Below are 17,278 nucleotides of genomic sequence, written 5' to 3'. Positions count from 1 at the left end.
TCACGCAGCGTTTCCGGTTGATGAAATCTTCTGTTGTGCGAGTTCGGCGCGGACCGCCTCGGTATCGGCGCCAAGCACCGGCACCTTCAGGCCTTCGCCGATATGGCTGCCGTTCCATTCGACCGGGAGCGCGGGAACGCGGAACGGCTTGCCGTCGGCGTTGACATTATTGACGAGCCCGCCGGGCCGCAACACATGCGGGTCGTGCAGCAGATCCTCCGGCCGGTTGATCGGCGAGAAGCAGATGTTGAGCGCGTCGAGCCTGGCCGAGAGGTCGGCCACGTTCCAGCTCTTAATCACTTCGGCGACACGCGGAATGATCCGGTCGCGCGCCATGATGCGGTCCGTGGTCGAGCGCAGCGTCGGATCGTCGGCGAATTCCGTTAGACCAAACTCGCGGCAAAAACTCTGCCAATGGCCCTCGGTGACGACCCCGATGAAGATACGGTCGCCGTCGGCGGCATCGAAGATGTCGTAGATCGGCCAGGCATGCTCGCGCTCCGGCATCGAGCGCGGCTTGCGCCCGGTCATTTCGTACTCAACCATGTGCTGGGCAACCAGGAACAGGCAGTTCTCGAACAGGCCGATGCGGATGTCGGCGCCATTCCCGTTGCCGCCGCGCTTCTGATAGAGCGCGGCGAGGATCGAGATCACGCCGAACATGCCGCCCATGATGTCGTTGGCGGAAGAGCCGACGCGCTGCGGCTTGTCGCGCGTGCCGGTCATCGCCGCGAGCCCCGACATCATCTGCACGACCTCGTCGAGCGCCGGCCGATGATCGTAGGGTCCGGAGAGAAAGCCCTTGTGGCCGGCGATGATCAGATGCGGATACCTTGCACGCAGCTCCTCAGGCCCAAGACCCTGCTTGTCGAGCTGGCCGTCGCGAAAATTCTCCAGGAACACGTCGGCGCTGGCGAGCAGCCGGTGCATCGTGTCGCGGTCCTCGGGCTTGGCGAGATCAAGCACGACGCTGCGCTTGCCTCGGTTGAACAGCGGGAAGAACGAGACGCCCATGCCGCCGAGCGAGCGGGTCTTGTCGCCGGCGGGAGGCTCGACCTTGATCACCTCGGCGCCGAGTTGCGCCAGGATCATCCCGCAGGTCGGCCCCATCACCATGTGGGTCATCTCGACGACCCTCACGCCTTCCAGCGGCAGTCCGCTCCCGGTCATCGGTTTCTCCGTGCTCGTTGCGCTCTTGTTCAGACGCGTTTTCTTCACGCGAACCGGTACCCACTTCGCTCGAAAACGCTTTGTGATCGGCGCAGGTTAGGCTTCCGCACGCTATCTGAAAAATATAATCTGTCGAATAGTGCATTCGTCGTTCTAGAACGCAGAACCCCATGGATTCGCGCCAGCTTCGCTATTTCATCGCGGTTTACGAGCAACGCAACCTGTCGCGGGCGGCGGATCAGGCCAATGTCGCGCAATCCGCGCTCAGCCACCACATCGCCAATCTCGAGGCGGAATTCGCCACGCCGCTGTTCGAGCGCAAGCCGCGCGGCATGGAACCGACCGCGGCGGGCGAGCGGCTCTACGAGCATGCCCGCATCATCCTGCGCGCGATGGCGGCGGCCGAGCGCGAGATCAAGGAAGGCGGCAGTGCAATTGCCGGCGAGATCTCGATCGGCATGGCCAATTCCGGCATGAAGGCGATCGGCGTGCCGCTGATGCGGACCGTGCTGGCGAAATATCCCAACCTGAAGCTGTCGCTGACCGAGAGTCTCTCCGGCGCGACGCTGCTGCATTTGATGAGCTCCGATGTCGACCTCGCGCTGGTCTACAATCCGCCGTCGGAAAAGGACCTGATCGCCGAACCGGTGCTGGAGGAGCAGATGTTCTGCGTCGGCACCGAGAAGCTGATCGGCAAGAAGGGACCGATCACGTTTGAGCAGGTGGCCCAGCTGCCGCTGATCCTGCTGCGGCACGGGCTGTCGGCCCGCGCTTTGCTGGACGACCCCGTGCCGCTGAAGCGGCTGGAGGCCAATGCCATCCTGCACCTCAATTCGACCAGCGGCATGATCGGTGCCTTGACCGCGGGCCTCGGCTGCACGATCGCGACGACGCATTTCGTCAGCGAGCCATTGAAAGCCCGATTGCTGGTTGCGCGCGAGGTGATCGAACCCAGACTGAGCCGCACGCTCTATCTCTGTCGCTTGCGCAACCGGCCGATGACGTACGTCATGGAGGAGATGTGCCGGCTGATCCGCTCCCTGATCGCCGAACAGGTCGGGCGCGGCGCCTGGGAGGCGACGCTGCTGATCTAAGGCGCTTTCAAGCGCGTCAGAAACGGCGCTATCGAAAATATCGAACGATCTCTTCGATATGTTCGTCTGGATTTCTGGCACCCGGCTGCCAAACATGCCTAACCGGCACGCCTTCGCAAGAAAGGCGGCCATTGGACCATTCGGGGAGGACCATCATGAGCGCCGTCGAACTCGGCTCGGTTGCCGATCTTGCCAACACGACAAGCGGACCGGACGAGATCTCGCGACGGCTCGAGGCGCTGCCGACTTCCGGCTACGTCTGGCGGCTGGTGATCCTGCTCTCGCTCGGCGGCTGCTTCGAGATCTACGATCTGTTCTTCACCGGCTATATCGCGCCGGGCCTCGCCCGCAGCGGGCTGATGACCACGACGACGCAGGCCTTCTTCGGCTTCTCCGGGATCGGCGCCTTCGTCGCGGCGACTTTCGCCGGCCTGTTCATCGGCACCTTCTGCCTCGGCTTCCTCGCCGACCGCTACGGGCGCAAGGCGGTCTTCACCTATTCGCTGCTGTTCTACAGCGCGGCGTCGGTCGTCATGGCGTGCCAGACCACCCCCGGCGGCGTGCTGCTGTGGCGCTTCATCGCCGGGATAGGGATCGGCATCGAGGTCATCACCATCGACGCCTACATCACCGAGCTGGTGCCGAGTTGGATGCGCGGCCGCGCCTTTGCGATCAACCAGGCGGTGATGCTCTCGGCGGTGCCGATCGTCGCCGCGCTGTCGTGGTGGCTGGTGCCGCTCTCGCCTTACGGCATCGATGGCTGGCGCTGGGTGGTGCTGATCGGCGCCGCCGCCAGCATGATCATCTGGGTGCTGCGGCTCTACGTGCCGGAAAGCCCGCTCTGGCTGGCCCGACACGGCCGCCTTGCCGAAGCCGAGACAATCATGCGGAGGCTCGAGGCTTCATCGCCTGCGGTCGCGCCGCGCCCTGCCGTTAAAGCCGCGATGGCGCCGGCACGTCCGGCGGTCGAAACCGGCTATGCCGATTTGTTCCGGCCGCCCTACGCCTCGCTCGTCGTGCTCTTCATGATCTTCAATCTGTGCCAGGCGTTCGGCGTCTACGGCTTCTCCAACTGGGTTCCGGCGCTCCTGGTCCAGAAGGGCATCAACGTCACCAAGAGCCTGCAATATTCCTTCATCATCGCCTTCGCCTATCCGCTCGCGCCGCTGCTGGCCGTAACCTTCGCCGACCGCTTCGAGCGCAAATGGATCATTTGCGGCGCGGCGGCCGCGATCTCGGCGTTCGGCCTCGCCTTCGCGCAGCTCACCGAGCCGGTGCTCCTGATCGCCAGCGGCGTGCTGGTGACTGGCGCCAACATGACGCTGTCCTACGCCTATCACGCCTACCAGACCGAGGTGTTCCCGACCGCGATCCGGGCGCGCGCGGCGGGTCTCGTCTATTCGATGAGCCGGCTCAGCGCGACCTTCTCCGGCTTCATCGTGGCCTTCATGTTGAGGGAGGCCGGCGTCAGCGGGGTGTTCGGCCTGATCACCGCGGCGATGGTCATCGTCATCATTACGATCGGGGTCTGGGGGCCCAACGTCCGCGGCAAGCCGCTCGACGCCTGAAGCGTTTCTTGACGCGAACCGGCGTCAACCCCGCATCAAGTACGGGCGGACTTCGCTCGAAAACGCTGTGACCGCGACACAAGCGGCACTTGCCGAAGCCATATTGGGTGGCTACCTCTCGCACGTCATTTTGCAGAGGTAACCCGGTCATGTTCGACGCCGCCGTCAAGGCGCTTTCGCAAATCCTGTCGCCGCCGATGCGCACGATCCTGTGGCGTTCGATCGGGCTTGCGCTGGTGCTGATCACCGTGCTGGCAATCGGATTGCAGCGGCTGCTGAGCTGGTTTGCCGACACCGGCGAGGTCTGGGCCGAAGGCATGCTCGGCCCCAACTTCCATTCCACCCTGCACGTGCTGTCCTGGATCATCTCGATCTCGGCGGGCCTCGGCGTCGTGCTCGGCGGCATCTTCCTGATGCCCGCGATCACCTCGCTGGTGGCGAGCCTGTTCGTCGACGACGTCGCCGACCATGTCGAGCGCGAGCACTACCCGGCCGACCATCCCGGCACGGCGCTGCCGGTGACGCTCGCGACCATCGAGGGCGTCAAGACGGCGCTGCTGACGATCCTGGTCTACCTGGTCGCGCTGCCGTTCGTGCTGTTCGCGGGCGCGGGCTTCATCATCTTCTTCATCGCGACCGCCTGGCTGCTCGGCCGCGAATATTTCGAGCTCGCCGCGATGCGCTTCCGCTCGCCAGAGGATGCCAAGGCGATGCGCAAGGAGAATGCGGCAACCGTGTTCACCGCCGGCCTGTTCATCGCCGCCTTCGTGTCGATCCCGATCGTCAATCTGGCGACGCCGCTGTTCGGCATGGCCTTCATGGTCCACATGTACAAGCGGCTGTCAGGCCCACGGCGAGAGCTGATCGAGCCGGCGCGGCGAAGCAACGTGCCGACGATCTAGGCCGCGTCGAGAGGCACCCGCAGCGATGCCGGCGTCCGATCGCGCGCGAATGGCACCAGCAGAAGCCCGACGATCGCGACGCAGGCGAGCATCGCCCATGCCTCGTTGACGCTGAGGGCGAGCGATGCCCGCTCGACCAGTGGCCGGATGAACGCCACCGTCGCGTCATCCGGCGGACCCGGCGGGCGGTTGATCAGCAACATTGGATCGAGGCCGATCGCCTGTGCCGCGTTGAGATCACCTGCCAGCAGGCGTGCACGAAAATCCTCGCCATAGATTGGGCTTCGCCCATAGAGGATGGTGTCGATCAGGGCGATCCCGATCGCACCACCCAGATTGCGCATCAGGTTGAACAGTCCGCTGGCGTCGGCAACCTCCGCCTCAGGCAGGGTGCCCAGCGCAATGCGTGTCGGCGGCAGCAGGCAGAACATGATCGCGACGCCGCGTACGATCTGCGGCCACAACATCTCGCCGAAATCCGCGGTGCGCGGCTGAAAGGCGCTCAAGCCGAGACCGAGCGCGAACAAGGCGAAGCCAGTCGCAGTCAACAGAAGCGCGCCGACGCGGCTTTCGAGGATTGCCGCCAGCGGCGCGGCGATCAGCTGCGCAACCCCCGTGACCAGCATGATGGTGCCGATCTCGAAGGCATCGTGGCGGCGGACGAAGCCGAGGAACACCGGCATCAGATAGGTCGATCCATACAGGCCGACGCCGAGGCAGAAGCTCAGGGCGCAGCCGATCGCGAACGAACGCCGCCTGAACAAGTTCAATCGCGCGATCGGATCCGCCGCGCGGAGCGTGCGCCGGATCAGCAGCGCGATCCCGGCCATGCTTCCGATCAGCAGGCTCAGGCAAGGCATCGAGGCCCAGCCGCGCTGCGGCGCTTCCTTCAGACCGATCATAAAACTTGCGAGCGCCGCCGCGAGCAGGACCAGCGACCATGTATCCAGTCTGGCGAAGGCGCGGAGATTCACGCTCTGCTTCGGAAGCAGCAGCGGCGTGACCGTCGCCGCGATCGTTCCCGGAATCAGATTGATCAGGAACAGCCACGGCCACGACCAGGTCTGTGTGATCCAGCCGCCGACAACAGGTCCAACCGTCGGCGCGAGCACCGCGACGACGCCGCCGATCGTGGTGGCTACGGCATGAAGGCGTGCCGGGAACAGCGTGAACACGGCGGAGAACACCGCGGGGATCAGGACGCCGCCGGAAAATCCCTGCAGCACGCGAAACACCAGCAGCACCGCAAAGCCGCCACTGAAGGCGCAGCCGACCGAGGCAACGGTGAACAGGCTCACGGCGATCGCGAACAGCCATCGCAGCGACAGCGCATGGGTGAACAATCCGGTCAGCGGGATCGCGATCACCTCCGCGATCAGATAGGCGGTCTGGATCCAGCTCATCGCGGAAGGCGTGATCGCGAGCGCGCGCTGGATCGTCGGCAGCGAGGTCGCGACGACCTGGATGTCGAGGATCGCCATGAACATGCCGAAGCACATCAGGAGAAAGCCTGCCCAGGTCGCCGCCGACGGGCTGTCGGCGCGATGCTCCGCCCGGTCGCTCATGGCGTGCTGACGCGCGGCCAGTCCGCAACCGAGAGCGCGCGGCTCTCGGTGCGAATCCGGATCGCAAGCACCGCAAGATTGAGCACGGTGAAGATCAGCGCCAGCACCGGCAGATGCAGTGCGAGCGGAAGCAGCGCGATCTCACCGACGACGACGGCATAGTTTGGATGCGGAAAATATCGGTACGGCCCGGATGCGACCAGCGGCGCGCCCGGCAAGACGATGATCCTCGTGGTCCATCGCGGTCCGAGCGCAGCGAGGATCCACAACCGCAAGCCTTGCAGCAGCAGAAAGGCCGCGAGTATGGCCAAGTTGACATCCTGGTTGCGGCCCCAGATCCACAGCGCGGTCAGCCAGCCGGCATGAACCAGCACGATGAGCGGGTAATGCCTGGCGCCGACCTCGATCGCGCCGCGCGCCAGCAGCCGCTCCGTGTTGCGACGCGACAGCACGAGCTCGCCGAGACGCTGCAAGGTGACCAGCGCAAGGATAACCGCAGCGAGGCTCATGCCGCGTGCCTGAGCGCAACGCAGCTGAGCGTGAAGCCGGGCCCGAGCGCCGTGAGCAGCGAGCGCGGCGGCAAGCCCCTGGCGCGGGCGCGGTCGAGGACGAAGAGAACCGTCGGGGCCGACATGTTGCCGCACGCCGCGATGACGTCGCGTTCGTGATCGAGCGTGCCCTGATCGAGCGCGAGCGCCCGCTCCAGCGCGGCGATGACCTTGGCGCCGCCGGGATGGCAGAGGAAGCGGTCGATGTCATCGGCCGTCAGCTCCATCCGCGCCAGGATTTCGGCAACGGCTGGTCCAACATGGTCGCGGACGAAATCCGGAATGGTGCGCTGGAAAACGACGCCGAATCCTTCCGGATCGACCGTCCAGCCCATGATGCCGAGCGTATCCGGCCACAGCTTTTCGCTGGCCGCCTCGATCCGCGTCGCACCGCCGTCGCCGGCGCGCAGCACGATCGCGGCCGCGCCATCGCCGAACAGGCTGGCGGCGACGATGTTCGCCTTGGTGAGCTCATCGTGGCGGACCGCGAGCGTGCAGAGCTCGAGTGCGACCAGCAGCACGTTCGCGCCCGGCTGCGCCTGCGCCAGCCGCGCCGCGATCGACAGGCCCGACACGCCGCCCGCGCAGCCGAGGCCGAACACCGGCACGCGCGACACATCGGTCCGCAGGCCGAGTTGGCCGGCGACGCGCGCCTCCAGCGTCGGCGTGGCGATGCCCGTCGAGCAGACCGTGACCACGACGTCGATGTCGCTGCCGGTCAGGTCGGCACGGGCAATCGCCTTGCGGGCGACATCGACGAACAGCGCCTCCGCGCCTTCCAGGAACGCCTGCGTGCGCTCCGGCCAACCGCGCCGTTCGAGATACCATTCGATCGGCTTCACGCCGTAGCGATGCTGGATGCCGGTGTTGGCGAACAGGCTGGAGAGCGTCTCGAACTCCGGATAGCGGTCGGCGAGAAGGTCGCGCGCGGCCTGCAGGATTTGTCCCTGATGGAATAGATGCGGTGGAACCGCCGTCGCCATGGAAACAAGCGCGGCCGTCTGCTTGGTCTCGATCATCGTGGCTCCCGTTCCCCCGCTTGTGGAACCACGCGACGTGCAAAATATTTCAGGCGCCCGCGAGATAGAGGGGGCGCCGCATTCACTATAAATTGACCCCGGCGGTGATATCCGCGCCGTTCGCAAATCAGGAAGCGGCGGCGCCCAACCTGCGCAGCACGTTCTTCACGAAGGCAAGCGGCACCGGCGACAGCGGACCCTGCGGCGCGCGCGTGATCAGGGCGACCAGCAACAGCGCCAGGATCGCGATCCAGAAACACAGCCAGAAGCCGTCAATGTAGGCGAGCGTGTTGGCCTCGCGCTGCACCAGCGCCGCGAGCGTGCCAATGGCACGTCCCGTCGCCGTCCCGATGCCGTGGCCGGAGAATTCACCGGCCAACCGCTTCAGCAGGTTGACGACGTCGACATCGCCGCTCTGGACGTGCTGTCCGAGATAGTTCGAATGGATCTGCTCGCGGACGCGCAGCCAGGTGCCCATCAGGGCGATGCCGATCTCGGCGCCGCCGAGCCGCATGATCTGGATATAGGCCGCGAACGCCGTCGCCCGCGACGGATCGGAATTGGACAGCGCCATGATGATGATCGGCAGCAGCGTGAACGCCTGCCCGACCGACGTGAGCAGGACGATGCCGACGAAATCCTCGCGCGCCCAGACATGGCTCAGCTGCGTGCCCCAGAGATTGGCGGCGGCGAATGCCGAGAATCCGAGCACCACGACGATGCGCGGATCGAGGTGACGCAACAGGACAATCGAGATCGGCACCAGCACGAACATCGGCAGCGCGCCGTAGGTGAACAGCAGCACGCCCGATTGCTCCGGCCGCAGCGCGCCGATGGTACCGAGGAAATTCGGCACCAGCGACGAATTCGACAGGCTGGTCAATGTGTACAGCAGGGTGACGATCAGCGAGAGCCCGATATTGCGCGAGAACAGCACGTTGAAATGCGCCCACGGCCGGCGCGCGGCCGTCTCGTTGATCATGAAGGCGACGATCAACAGGCCGCCCCCGATCAGGAGCGCCATCACGGTGCCCGACGACAGCCAGTCCAGCCGGTTGCCCTGATCGAGGCCGGCGTAAACCATCCCCAGGCCGGCGCCGAGCAGCAGCATACCGCCCCAATCGGCATGGTGCAGCAGGTCGCGATTGACCGGCTCGTTCGGCGTGCCGAGATACACCATCAATCCCATCAGCGGCGCGACCACGACGCCCTGCCAATACAGCCACTGCCAGCCGAGGTGCTCGACATAGAATCCGACCAGTGAGCTCGACGAATCCAGCGCGAAGCCGACGCGGATCGAATACATCGCGATCGCGGGCAGCCACCAGCGGATCGGCAAATTGCGCAGGATGATCATCAGCGTCGCCGGCACGAAGGTGCCGAGCAGCATGCCGTGGGCGATGCTGAGCACGATCAGCGTCGTGTAGTCGTGCACGAACGGGATGGTCAGCGAGACCACCGCATAGACCAAGCTCGGAATTCCGAGCACGCGCCGCAAGCCGAACGCGGTGGCGAGCCAGGCCACCGCGGGCGCGATGAAGATCTGCGAGCCGATCGCCGCGGTCGAGAGCCACGCGCCCTCGTCGAAGGTGAGCGAGAACGCGCCCCGCAGGTCGGGCAGGCCGACCGAGGTCAAGCGGCTGTCGAAATTCGCCAGGAACGCGCCGAGCAGCACGGCAACGACCGCGAAGACCGGATAGCGCGCGACGTCGCCGCGCGAAACCGGGCCGCTGTTGCGGTCGTCATTTTCCGCCATTGGCGACCGCCTCGCCGGTGTTGATCCGCGTCACCACCGACATGCCCGGCAGAAGGCGCGCGAGCAACGGCTGGCCCTTGTCGAACTGGATGCGCACCGGGATGCGCTGCACCACCTTGGTGAAATTGCCGGTGGCGTTATCGGGCGGCAGCAGCGCGAATTGCGATCCGCTCGCCGGCGCGATGCGCTCGACGACGCCGCGCAACTTCTGACCGGAGAATGTGTCCACGGTGATCTCGACCGGCTGACCCGGCTTGACGTTGGTCAGCTGGGTTTCCTTGTAGTTGGCGATCACATAGACGTTCGGCAGCGGCACGACGTTGATCAGATTGGTGCCGATGTTGACATAATCGCCCGGCTGCACCTGACGCTCGCCGGTGACGCCGTCGAATGGCGCGACGATCTTCGTGTATCCAAGCTTGAGCCTGGCCGATGCCAGCAGCGCCTTGGCGGCGTCGAGGTCGGCGGCGCGTTGCTTCTTGGTGCCTTGCAGGACCTCGAGCTGATGGCGCTGCGCTGCGATCACCGCGCGGCTGGCCTGCACGTCGGCCTCCGACTTGGCATAGGATGCGGTGGCCTGCTCGAGCCGCTGCCGCGTGCCGGCGTCGGTTTGCGACAGCGACTGCTGACGCTCTTGCTCCTGGCGCGCCAGGGTCTGCTGCGCCTCCGCGGATAGCCGCGAGGCCTCGGCCTGCGCGATGGTCGCATATTGCAGCTCGACCTGGTTGTTGAGGTTATCGAGCGCGGCCTGCGCGCCGACCACTCCCGCCTCGGCCTGCGCGACCTGCGCCTGATAATCGGCAGGATCGATCTGCACCAGGAGATCGCCGGCCTTGACGCGCTGGAAATCGGAGACGGCGACCGTGAGCACTTCGCCGGACACGCGGCTACTGAGCTGGGTCAACTCGGCGCGCACATAGGCATCATTGGTGGTCTGGATGGTGGCGCCGCCGACCCAGGCGTCCCAATGCGTGGTCGCCACCGCGACGAACACGAGCGCAGCCAGCACCGCAAACAACGGAATGGCGAAACGGCTCCAGAAGCCGCTCGCCACGGGCTGTGGCTTGGCTGGCGCGGCCGCCGGGGCAGGCGCGGTCTGGCTGGCGGATAGCCGACTGTCTTGAACCTGCTCTGTCACACCACACTCCCGTAAGTCACACCCGGAACGCCGGACAATTTGCCAACACATGATGATGATCATGCCTTAGACGGTCTTCTCCGGCCACCGGCAAAGATCATTGATCAGACATACGTCGCAACGCGGACCGCGGGCGAGGCAGGTATAGCGGCCATGCAGGATCAGCCAGTGATGGGCGTGCAGCATGAACTCGGTCGGGATCACCTTCTCCAATCCGAGCTCGACCTCGAGCGGCGTCTTGCCGGGCGCGAGACCGGTGCGGTTGCCGACCCGGAACACATGGGTGTCGACCGCCATCGTGTGTTCGCCGAACGCCATGTTGAGCACGACATTCGCAGTCTTGCGGCCGGCACCGGGCAATGATTCGATTTCGGCGCGGGTACGCGGCACCTCGCTGCCGAATTCGGCGATCAGCTTCTCGGACAGCGCGATGACGTTCTTCGCTTTGTTGCGATAGAGCCCGATGGTCTTGATGTAGTCGCGCACTCTGTCTTCGCCGAGCTCAAGCATCTTCGCCGGCGTGTCGGCGATTGCGAACAGCGCCCGCGTCGCCTTGTTGACGCCGGCATCGGTTGCCTGCGCCGACAACACCACCGCGACCAGCAGCGTGTAGGGGTTGAGATGCTCGAGCTCGCCCTTCGGCTCGGGATTGGCTTTGCGGAACCGGTCGAAGGCCTCAAAGACCTCCTCCGCCGTCCATGGCTTCGGCTTTGCAGTTTTCTTGGCAGCCTTCTTGGCGGCCTTGGTCGCCGGCTTCTTTGCCGCGCGTTTGGGCTGCGGTATTGCCGCCTTCGCGGCTTTCTTCTTCGGCGCGGACCGAACGCTTGAGGTGCTGGCGCGTTGAGAGCGGATGATTTTGGCCATGAACGGGATATACTGATACGTCATGACCGCAGGCAACGACTTTGATCCGGGCGAAGACCCCAGGGAAGACCTCGGGGCCAATGACCTCGACGTCGATGCGCCCGAGGCGGAGCCGAAACTGTTCTCGGCGCTGCTGACGCCGCACCGTTCGCTGAATCGCACCGGCTTCATCGTGCTGATGTCGTTCGTCACCGTGGTCAGCTTCATCGCCGGCGTTGTGTTCTGGTGGCTGGGCGCCTGGCCGATCTTCGGTTTCTTCGGGCTCGACGTGCTGGTGATCTACTGGGCGTTCAAGGTCAATTTCCGCTCCGCCAAAGCGAGCGAAGAGATCACCGTCACGCCGTCGGAACTGCGGGTGCGCCGGATCAGTCACCGCGGCCATGTGGTGGAATGGGTGCTCAACCCGCTCTGGGTGCGGTTCGAGCAGATCTCGCACGAGGAGTTCGGTATCGAGCGGCTTTACCTGGTGTCCCGGGGCCGCCGGGTCAGCGTCGGCAGCTTCCTCGGCCCGGACGAAAAGGCCAGCTTTTCCAAAGCCTTGACCGCTGCGCTGAACACCGCGAAACGCGGCCCGACTTACAATCCCATCACGTAATCGAGCTTGTCGGAAATCGGGTGGTTTGGATGCGCCATGGCTCCTAAATCAGACACCATGATGACACTCGCCATACATGACCAGCGCCTGGCCAAGCCGGGCTTCCACCAGAGCGCCGCGCTGCGCGACTATGACTCGGTACGGCGCGCCATCGCGTTCATCTCGGAGCACTGGCGCGCGCAGCCGACCATCGAAGCGATGGCCAACGCCGCCGCTGTGACGCCGGATGAACTGCACCATCTGTTCCGCCGCTGGGCCGGGTTGACGCCAAAGGCCTTCATGCAGGCGCTGACCCTCGACCACGCCAAGAACCTGCTGCGCGATTCCGCCAGCGTGCTCGACGCCGCACTCGACTCAGGCCTCTCAGGGCCGGGACGGCTGCACGATCTGTTCGTCACGCATGAGGCGATGTCGCCCGGCGAATGGAAGACCGGCGGCGGCGGCATGACGCTGCGCTTCGGCTTCCACCCCTCGCCGTTCGGCACCGCGATCGTGATCGCAACCGACCGCGGGCTCGCGGGGCTTGCCTTCGCCGACCCCGGCGACGAGCAGACCGCGTTCGCCGACATGAAGCGCCGCTGGCCGAACGCGACCTTTGTCGAGGACACCGACGGCACTACCGCACTGGCGCAGCGCGTGTTCGATACACGGTTGTGGCGGGCAGACCAGCCGCTGCGCGTCGTCTTGATCGGCACCGACTTCGAGGTGCGGGTGTGGGAGACGCTGCTCAAGGTCCCGATGGGCCGCGCCGTGAGCTATTCCGACATCGCCAGCAAGATCGACAACCCCAAGGCCTCGCGCGCCGTCGGCGCCGCGGTCGGCCGCAATCCAGTGTCGTTCGTGGTGCCCTGCCATCGCGCACTCGGCAAGAGCGGCGCGCTGACCGGCTATCACTGGGGCATCACCCGCAAGCAGGCGATGCTGGGCTGGGAAGCCGGCCAGGTGGGATTGCACTAGCCGTCTGGTGCGACCGTACGGTCTGTCAACGTCACCCTGAGGAGCGCGAAGCGCGTCTCGAAGGGTCGACGGCCCGGCTGGTGGCCGTGCATCCTTCGAGGCTCGCTCCGCTCGCACCTCAGGATGACGGATCACTGGACTTGATCGCTTACCCCGCCAAATCGACCTTGGACGCAACGGTGGAATCGGCGTTGAGCCGATAGACCACCGGCGCGCCGGTCGCGAGTTCGCGCTTGAGGATCTGCTCCGGCGAAAGCTTCTCCAGCACCATGATCAGCGCGCGCAGCGAATTGCCGTGGGCGGCAATCAGCGTGCGCTGGCCGCGCAGCACGCCGGGCAGGATCTCCTGCACGTAATAGGGCAGCGTGCGCGCCAGCGTATCCTTCAGGCTCTCGCCGCCGGGCGGCGGGACGTCGTAGGAGCGGCGCCAGACCAGGACCTGGTCCTCGCCCCACTTCTTGCGGGCGTCGTCCTTGTTGAGGCCCGAGAGATCGCCGTAGTCGCGCTCATTGAGCGCCAGATTCTTCGTGGTCGGCAATCCGGTCTGGCCGATCTGCTCCAGCATCAGCTTCAGCGTGTGCTGCGCGCGCGTCAGGTCTGACGTAAAGGCGACGTCGAATGACAGGCCCTGCGCCTTCAGCTTGCGGCCGGCGTCGTTGGCCTCAGTGATGCCCTGCTCGGTGAGATCGGGGTCCTTCCACCCGGTGAACAGGTTCTTCAGATTCCATTCGCTCTGACCATGACGAACGAGCACAAGAAGACGATCACTCATTTCAGATTCCGTTTTCGCTTGGCTGGATTTTATTTCGTCGGGCGATCTCAGTCGCTCAACCCGAGAACGTCGGTCATCGAATACATGCCGGGCTTCTTGCCATGCGCCCACAGCGCCGCCTTCAGCGCGCCTTGCGCGAACAGCGCGCGATCCTCGGCATGATGCGAGAGCGTGATGCGCTCCGAAGGACCGGCAAAGATCACGCTGTGATCGCCGGCCGCGGTGCCGCCGCGCAGCGAGGCAAAGCCGATATCGCCGGGACGCCGCGCCCCGGTCAGGCCGTCGCGGCCGCGCGCCGAATGCTGGTCCAGCGCGATCTGGCGTCCGGCAGCGGCAGCTTCGCCGAGCATCAGCGCAGTGCCGGACGGCGCGTCGATCTTGGACTTGTGGTGCATCTCGAGAATTTCGATGTCAAAGCTCTGGTCGAGCGATTGCGCGACGCGCTTGACCAGCGCGGCAAGCAGATTGACGCCGAGGCTCATATTGCCCGATTTCACCACGATGGCGCGGTTGGTGACGCTGCGGATCACCGCGTCGTCGGACTGCGACAGGCCGGTGGTGCCGATGACGTGAACAAGGCCGCGCTCGGCCGCGATCGCGACATTGGCGATGGTCGCGGCCGGCACGGTGAAATCCAGGATGCCGTCGGCAGCCGCGGACATCGACCACAGATCGGCCGACAACGCGACGCCGTTGGCGGGAAGACCGGCGAGCACGCCGGCGTCCTTGCCGAGCAGTTCCGAGCCCGGCGCTTCCAGCGCGCCGACCAGCACCGCCCCCGGGGTTTCGGAAATCACCCGCGTCAGCGTGCGGCCCATCCGGCCGCCGGCTCCCGCAACAATCAGACGCATGTCAGCCATGGCTCACCTCTCACCGCCGTATAAAGCATGAACCGGCAAAGGGGAAACCGGTTTTCCGGCGCGGCAAACGCGGAACGCGTTTGCGCGGGGATCATGCTCAAACGGCGGTCGGCGGCGGCTGTTCCGGGCAACCGAACCGGCGGGCTGGCGTCCGGGCTACGGGCTCTCGTGCCCCTCGATGATAATCAGGTCGGCGATCGAGTGTGGCTGCCGCACCTTGATATTGGCCTGGTATTCCGGCGATTGGTAGCAAGCGAGCGCGGTCGCGTAATCGGGGAATTCGATCACGACGTTGCGCGAGCGGCTCTGGCCTTCCACGCCGGTGAACTTGCCACCGCGCACGATGAACTTGCCGCCGAATTTCTGGAAGATGGCGGGGTTGGCCGCCATGTAGGGCTTGTAGCCCTCCTCATTGTGAACGTCGACGCGTCCAATCCAGTATCCCTTCGCCATCTCTGTTCTCCCTTGTTGTTGGCTCAGGCGAGTGCCTGGGCGATCTCGGCATGAATGGCTTCGGCCGCGGCTTTCGGATCGGCGGCTTCCATCACCGGACGTCCGACCACCAGATAATCGGCGCCGGCGGCAATGGCACGGGCCGGCGTCATGATGCGCTTCTGGTCGCCGGTCGCCGAACCCGCCGGGCGGATGCCCGGGGTCACCAGGTTCATCCGATCACCCACGATCTTGCGCAGGGCGGCAGCTTCCTCGGGCGAGCTGACGAGGCCGTCGACACCGAGCGCCTGCGCCTGCCTGGCGCGCGCTTCGACGAGATCGGAGACGTTGAGGCGATAGCCCGCTGCGTGCAGGTCAGCGTCATCGTAGGAGGTCAGCACCGTCACCGCGAGGATCTTCAGGCCGGAGCCGGTACGCGCCTCGACCGCCGCCTTCATGGTCTGCGGGTAGGCATGCACGGTGAGAAAGGTCGCGCCGAGAGCGGCGACGCTTTCGACCCCGCGCGCCACCGTGTTGCCGATGTCGTGCAGCTTGAGATCGAGAAAGACCTTCTTGCCGCTGCCCGCAAGCTGCTTCGCCAGCGCGAGGCCGCCGGCGTAACCGAGCTGATAGCCGATCTTATAGAAGGTGACGCTGTCGCCGAGCCTGTCGATCATCGCCTCGGCGCTGGCGACCGACGGCAAGTCGAGCGCCACAATCAACCGGTCTTTTGGAGCGATCTTGGCTAGCTGCATGTCACCTCACATCATGCGTTGGGAATGGTCGATCAGCTGCCGCACCAGCGCCCGCATCATATCGACGTCGGCCTGGTGCTTCAGACGATCCATGTCGTCATAGGCCTGCTCGGCGAATGACAGCGCGAGCTGGTTTGGGATCACGGCGGCATGGCACGCCGTCAGGATCAGGCGCAGCGCCGCCAGCGCGCGCGTGCCGCCGAGCCGGTTGCCGGATGCCGCAGCGAGCGCGAATGCGCGGCCGTGGAACACCTGGCCACGGGTCTCGTGCGGATCCTGCACGCGGCTCACCCAGTCGATCGTGTTCTTCACCAGCGCCGGCACGGAGGAATTATATTCCGGCGTCACGATCAGCACGCCATGATGGGCGGCGATCATCCGCTTCAGATTGACGGCGTGCTGCGGCACGCCCGATTTGGCCTGCAAATCGCCGTCATAGATCGGCAGCGGAAAATCGCCGAGCGAAATACGGGTGACGTCGGCCCCCGACTGCGCGAACTCCTGCGCCAGCACAGCGGCGAGCTTCGCGTTGAGCGAGCCTGATCGCAGCGATCCGGGGATCACGAGGATTTTCAGCGCGGACATTTCGAAATCGCGGTTAGGGCGCGTGCCCAGCGCGACAACGCAGGGCAATCAACCCTTGCGATACACCCAGACCCGCGCGGGCGGAAGGTTCATCCAGATCCGCTCGGACGCCTCTGTGGACACGCCGGGCAGCGACTTCGGAATCGGCGGCGCCACCGAATAGGTGAACTGGACGAACGGCGCACCGGGCGCGAGGGCCAGGAAGGCGTCGCGGACCAGCTTCAGGCGGGTCAGCATCGGCTTGGTGACCAGCGGCAGGCCGGAAACCACGGCCGAGGCCGGAGACTTCATGACGTCCCACAGCGTATCGCGAAGCCTGTAGGCGTCGCCCTGGACCACCTTGGCCTGCGGATAGCGCTCGCGCAGCAGCGCACAGAAGCCGGGATTGTACTCAACCAGGACGAGGCGCTTTTGATCGACGCCATGCTCGATCAACGCATTGGTGATCGCACCGGTGCCGGGTCCGAGCTCGACAACCGGTCCTTCGGACTCGGGATCGACATATTGCGCCATGGTGCGCGCAAGCAGCCGTCCGGACGGCATCACCGCGCCCATATGCAGCGGCTTCTCGATCCATGAACGGAGAAATCGAACCTCGTCGTCGAGACGGAGGGGCTTCTTCGACGCACGCACGGACGATTGCAGAGGCATGTCGCTACCAGGCGGGACCGCGCACAATCGAGCGGTTGTCAGAAAAC

General features: G+C 65.4%; 18 protein-coding genes. 5 read left to right on the top strand and 13 right to left on the bottom strand.

The window, feature by feature from the left end; all coding sequences use genetic code 11:
- Window positions 1-1,170, bottom strand: a complete 1,170-nt coding sequence (locus ACOIX3_RS00305; RefSeq protein ID WP_420967888.1) for a CaiB/BaiF CoA transferase family protein — start codon at window positions 1,168-1,170, stop codon at window positions 1-3.
- A gap of 170 nt (window positions 1,171-1,340) precedes the next feature.
- Here ACOIX3_RS00305 and ACOIX3_RS00300 point away from each other — a divergent pair, with 170 nt between their 5' ends.
- The 3 genes from ACOIX3_RS00300 (at window position 1,341) to ACOIX3_RS00290 (ending at window position 4,734) form a co-directional block, all read left to right on the top strand.
- The gene (locus ACOIX3_RS00300) at window positions 1,341-2,264 is read left to right on the top strand and encodes a LysR family transcriptional regulator (RefSeq protein WP_207834204.1); all 924 of its coding nucleotides are present in this window, start codon (window positions 1,341-1,343) and stop codon (window positions 2,262-2,264) included.
- A 155-nt stretch (window positions 2,265-2,419) separates the two neighbouring features.
- The gene (locus ACOIX3_RS00295) at window positions 2,420-3,832 is read left to right on the top strand and encodes an MFS transporter (RefSeq protein ID WP_420967887.1); all 1,413 of its coding nucleotides are present in this window, start codon (window positions 2,420-2,422) and stop codon (window positions 3,830-3,832) included.
- A gap of 149 nt (window positions 3,833-3,981) precedes the next feature.
- A complete protein-coding gene (locus ACOIX3_RS00290; protein WP_420967886.1) occupies window positions 3,982-4,734 on the top strand; it encodes a sulfate transporter family protein in 753 nt (250 codons plus the stop codon).
- Here ACOIX3_RS00290 and ACOIX3_RS00285 read toward each other — a convergent pair.
- The 6 genes from ACOIX3_RS00285 to nth form a co-directional block, all read right to left on the bottom strand.
- Window positions 4,731-6,299: a DHA2 family efflux MFS transporter permease subunit gene (locus ACOIX3_RS00285; RefSeq protein WP_420967885.1), complete on the bottom strand. Its 1,569-nt coding sequence runs from the start codon at window positions 6,297-6,299 to the stop codon at window positions 4,731-4,733. The genes ACOIX3_RS00290 and ACOIX3_RS00285 overlap by 4 nt on opposite strands.
- Entirely contained in the window at window positions 6,296-6,808 is a 513-nt protein-coding gene (locus ACOIX3_RS00280; protein WP_420967884.1) for an isoprenylcysteine carboxyl methyltransferase family protein, read from the bottom strand. The genes ACOIX3_RS00285 and ACOIX3_RS00280 overlap by 4 nt, the downstream gene beginning before the upstream one ends.
- The gene (locus ACOIX3_RS00275) at window positions 6,805-7,866 is read right to left on the bottom strand and encodes a type III polyketide synthase (RefSeq protein ID WP_420967883.1); all 1,062 of its coding nucleotides are present in this window, start codon (window positions 7,864-7,866) and stop codon (window positions 6,805-6,807) included. The genes ACOIX3_RS00280 and ACOIX3_RS00275 overlap by 4 nt, the downstream gene beginning before the upstream one ends.
- Window positions 7,867-7,993: 127 nt before the next feature.
- Window positions 7,994-9,622, bottom strand: a complete 1,629-nt coding sequence (locus ACOIX3_RS00270; RefSeq protein WP_420967882.1) for an MFS transporter — start codon at window positions 9,620-9,622, stop codon at window positions 7,994-7,996.
- The gene (locus ACOIX3_RS00265; RefSeq protein ID WP_420967881.1) at window positions 9,609-10,760 is read right to left on the bottom strand and encodes an HlyD family secretion protein; all 1,152 of its coding nucleotides are present in this window, start codon (window positions 10,758-10,760) and stop codon (window positions 9,609-9,611) included. The genes ACOIX3_RS00270 and ACOIX3_RS00265 overlap by 14 nt, the downstream gene beginning before the upstream one ends.
- A 66-nt stretch (window positions 10,761-10,826) precedes the next feature.
- A complete protein-coding gene (gene nth, locus ACOIX3_RS00260; RefSeq protein WP_420967880.1) occupies window positions 10,827-11,624 on the bottom strand; it encodes an endonuclease III in 798 nt (265 codons plus the stop codon).
- A gap of 22 nt (window positions 11,625-11,646) precedes the next feature.
- Here nth and ACOIX3_RS00255 point away from each other — a divergent pair, with 22 nt between their 5' ends.
- Together ACOIX3_RS00255 and ACOIX3_RS00250 are read left to right on the top strand one after the other, a co-directional pair.
- Window positions 11,647-12,219 carry a DUF2244 domain-containing protein gene (locus tag ACOIX3_RS00255; protein ID WP_420967879.1) on the top strand — a complete coding sequence of 191 codons (573 nt, stop codon included), beginning with the start codon at window positions 11,647-11,649 and terminating at the stop codon, window positions 12,217-12,219.
- Window positions 12,220-12,276: 57 nt separating this feature from the next.
- Window positions 12,277-13,176, top strand: coding sequence for a methylated-DNA--[protein]-cysteine S-methyltransferase (locus ACOIX3_RS00250; RefSeq protein WP_420971937.1), 900 nt, complete (start codon window positions 12,277-12,279; stop codon window positions 13,174-13,176).
- Window positions 13,177-13,324: 148 nt separating this feature from the next.
- On the opposite strand, the gene ACOIX3_RS00245 is transcribed toward ACOIX3_RS00250, so the two are convergent.
- From ACOIX3_RS00245 to ACOIX3_RS00220, 6 genes are all read right to left on the bottom strand, one after another.
- Window positions 13,325-13,948 (bottom strand): 2,3-bisphosphoglycerate-dependent phosphoglycerate mutase, encoded by a 624-nt coding sequence (locus ACOIX3_RS00245; RefSeq protein ID WP_420967878.1) that lies wholly within the window; start codon window positions 13,946-13,948, stop codon window positions 13,325-13,327.
- A gap of 47 nt (window positions 13,949-13,995) precedes the next feature.
- Window positions 13,996-14,808, bottom strand: a complete 813-nt coding sequence (dapB, locus tag ACOIX3_RS00240; RefSeq protein WP_420967877.1) for a 4-hydroxy-tetrahydrodipicolinate reductase — start codon at window positions 14,806-14,808, stop codon at window positions 13,996-13,998.
- Between the two features lie 156 nt (window positions 14,809-14,964).
- Window positions 14,965-15,261, bottom strand: coding sequence for a DUF1330 domain-containing protein (locus ACOIX3_RS00235; RefSeq protein WP_244068932.1), 297 nt, complete (start codon window positions 15,259-15,261; stop codon window positions 14,965-14,967).
- Between the two features lie 23 nt (window positions 15,262-15,284).
- On the bottom strand, window positions 15,285-15,995 hold the full coding sequence (pyrF, locus tag ACOIX3_RS00230; RefSeq protein ID WP_420967876.1) for an orotidine-5'-phosphate decarboxylase: 711 nt from the start codon (window positions 15,993-15,995) through the stop codon (window positions 15,285-15,287).
- A 6-nt stretch (window positions 15,996-16,001) separates the two neighbouring features.
- Window positions 16,002-16,580, bottom strand: coding sequence for an NADPH-dependent FMN reductase (locus ACOIX3_RS00225; RefSeq protein ID WP_420967875.1), 579 nt, complete (start codon window positions 16,578-16,580; stop codon window positions 16,002-16,004).
- Window positions 16,581-16,628: 48 nt separating this feature from the next.
- On the bottom strand, window positions 16,629-17,231 hold the full coding sequence (locus ACOIX3_RS00220; RefSeq protein ID WP_097671376.1) for a class I SAM-dependent methyltransferase: 603 nt from the start codon (window positions 17,229-17,231) through the stop codon (window positions 16,629-16,631).
- Window positions 17,232-17,278: the final 47 nt, after the last annotated feature.

The organism is Bradyrhizobium sp. B120, assembly GCF_049075665.1.
In the GTDB taxonomy this organism is placed as follows: Bacteria; Pseudomonadota; Alphaproteobacteria; order Rhizobiales; family Xanthobacteraceae; genus Bradyrhizobium.
Note: the sequence above shows the minus strand (reverse complement) of the source record. Positions and strands in the feature narration are given on the sequence as shown.

What these genes read in the sequence shown, in the direction of transcription:
- ACOIX3_RS00305 (WP_420967888.1), bottom strand. Translation starts at nt 1,170, where the DNA reads ATGACCGGGAGCGGACTGCCGCTGGAAGGCGTGAGGGTCGTCGAGATG.
- ACOIX3_RS00300 (WP_207834204.1), top strand. Translation starts at nt 1,341, where the DNA reads ATGGATTCGCGCCAGCTTCGCTATTTCATCGCGGTTTACGAGCAACGC.
- ACOIX3_RS00295 (WP_420967887.1), top strand. Translation starts at nt 2,420, where the DNA reads ATGAGCGCCGTCGAACTCGGCTCGGTTGCCGATCTTGCCAACACGACA.
- ACOIX3_RS00290 (WP_420967886.1), top strand. Translation starts at nt 3,982, where the DNA reads ATGTTCGACGCCGCCGTCAAGGCGCTTTCGCAAATCCTGTCGCCGCCG.
- ACOIX3_RS00285 (WP_420967885.1), bottom strand. Translation starts at nt 6,299, where the DNA reads ATGAGCGACCGGGCGGAGCATCGCGCCGACAGCCCGTCGGCGGCGACC.
- ACOIX3_RS00280 (WP_420967884.1), bottom strand. Translation starts at nt 6,808, where the DNA reads ATGAGCCTCGCTGCGGTTATCCTTGCGCTGGTCACCTTGCAGCGTCTC.
- ACOIX3_RS00275 (WP_420967883.1), bottom strand. Translation starts at nt 7,866, where the DNA reads ATGATCGAGACCAAGCAGACGGCCGCGCTTGTTTCCATGGCGACGGCG.
- ACOIX3_RS00270 (WP_420967882.1), bottom strand. Translation starts at nt 9,622, where the DNA reads ATGGCGGAAAATGACGACCGCAACAGCGGCCCGGTTTCGCGCGGCGAC.
- nth (WP_420967880.1), bottom strand. Translation starts at nt 11,624, where the DNA reads ATGGCCAAAATCATCCGCTCTCAACGCGCCAGCACCTCAAGCGTTCGG.
- ACOIX3_RS00255 (WP_420967879.1), top strand. Translation starts at nt 11,647, where the DNA reads ATGACCGCAGGCAACGACTTTGATCCGGGCGAAGACCCCAGGGAAGAC.
- ACOIX3_RS00250 (WP_420971937.1), top strand. Translation starts at nt 12,277, where the DNA reads ATGATGACACTCGCCATACATGACCAGCGCCTGGCCAAGCCGGGCTTC.
- ACOIX3_RS00245 (WP_420967878.1), bottom strand. Translation starts at nt 13,948, where the DNA reads ATGAGTGATCGTCTTCTTGTGCTCGTTCGTCATGGTCAGAGCGAATGG.
- dapB (WP_420967877.1), bottom strand. Translation starts at nt 14,808, where the DNA reads ATGGCTGACATGCGTCTGATTGTTGCGGGAGCCGGCGGCCGGATGGGC.
- ACOIX3_RS00235 (WP_244068932.1), bottom strand. Translation starts at nt 15,261, where the DNA reads ATGGCGAAGGGATACTGGATTGGACGCGTCGACGTTCACAATGAGGAG.
- pyrF (WP_420967876.1), bottom strand. Translation starts at nt 15,995, where the DNA reads ATGCAGCTAGCCAAGATCGCTCCAAAAGACCGGTTGATTGTGGCGCTC.
- ACOIX3_RS00225 (WP_420967875.1), bottom strand. Translation starts at nt 16,580, where the DNA reads ATGTCCGCGCTGAAAATCCTCGTGATCCCCGGATCGCTGCGATCAGGC.
- ACOIX3_RS00220 (WP_097671376.1), bottom strand. Translation starts at nt 17,231, where the DNA reads ATGCCTCTGCAATCGTCCGTGCGTGCGTCGAAGAAGCCCCTCCGTCTC.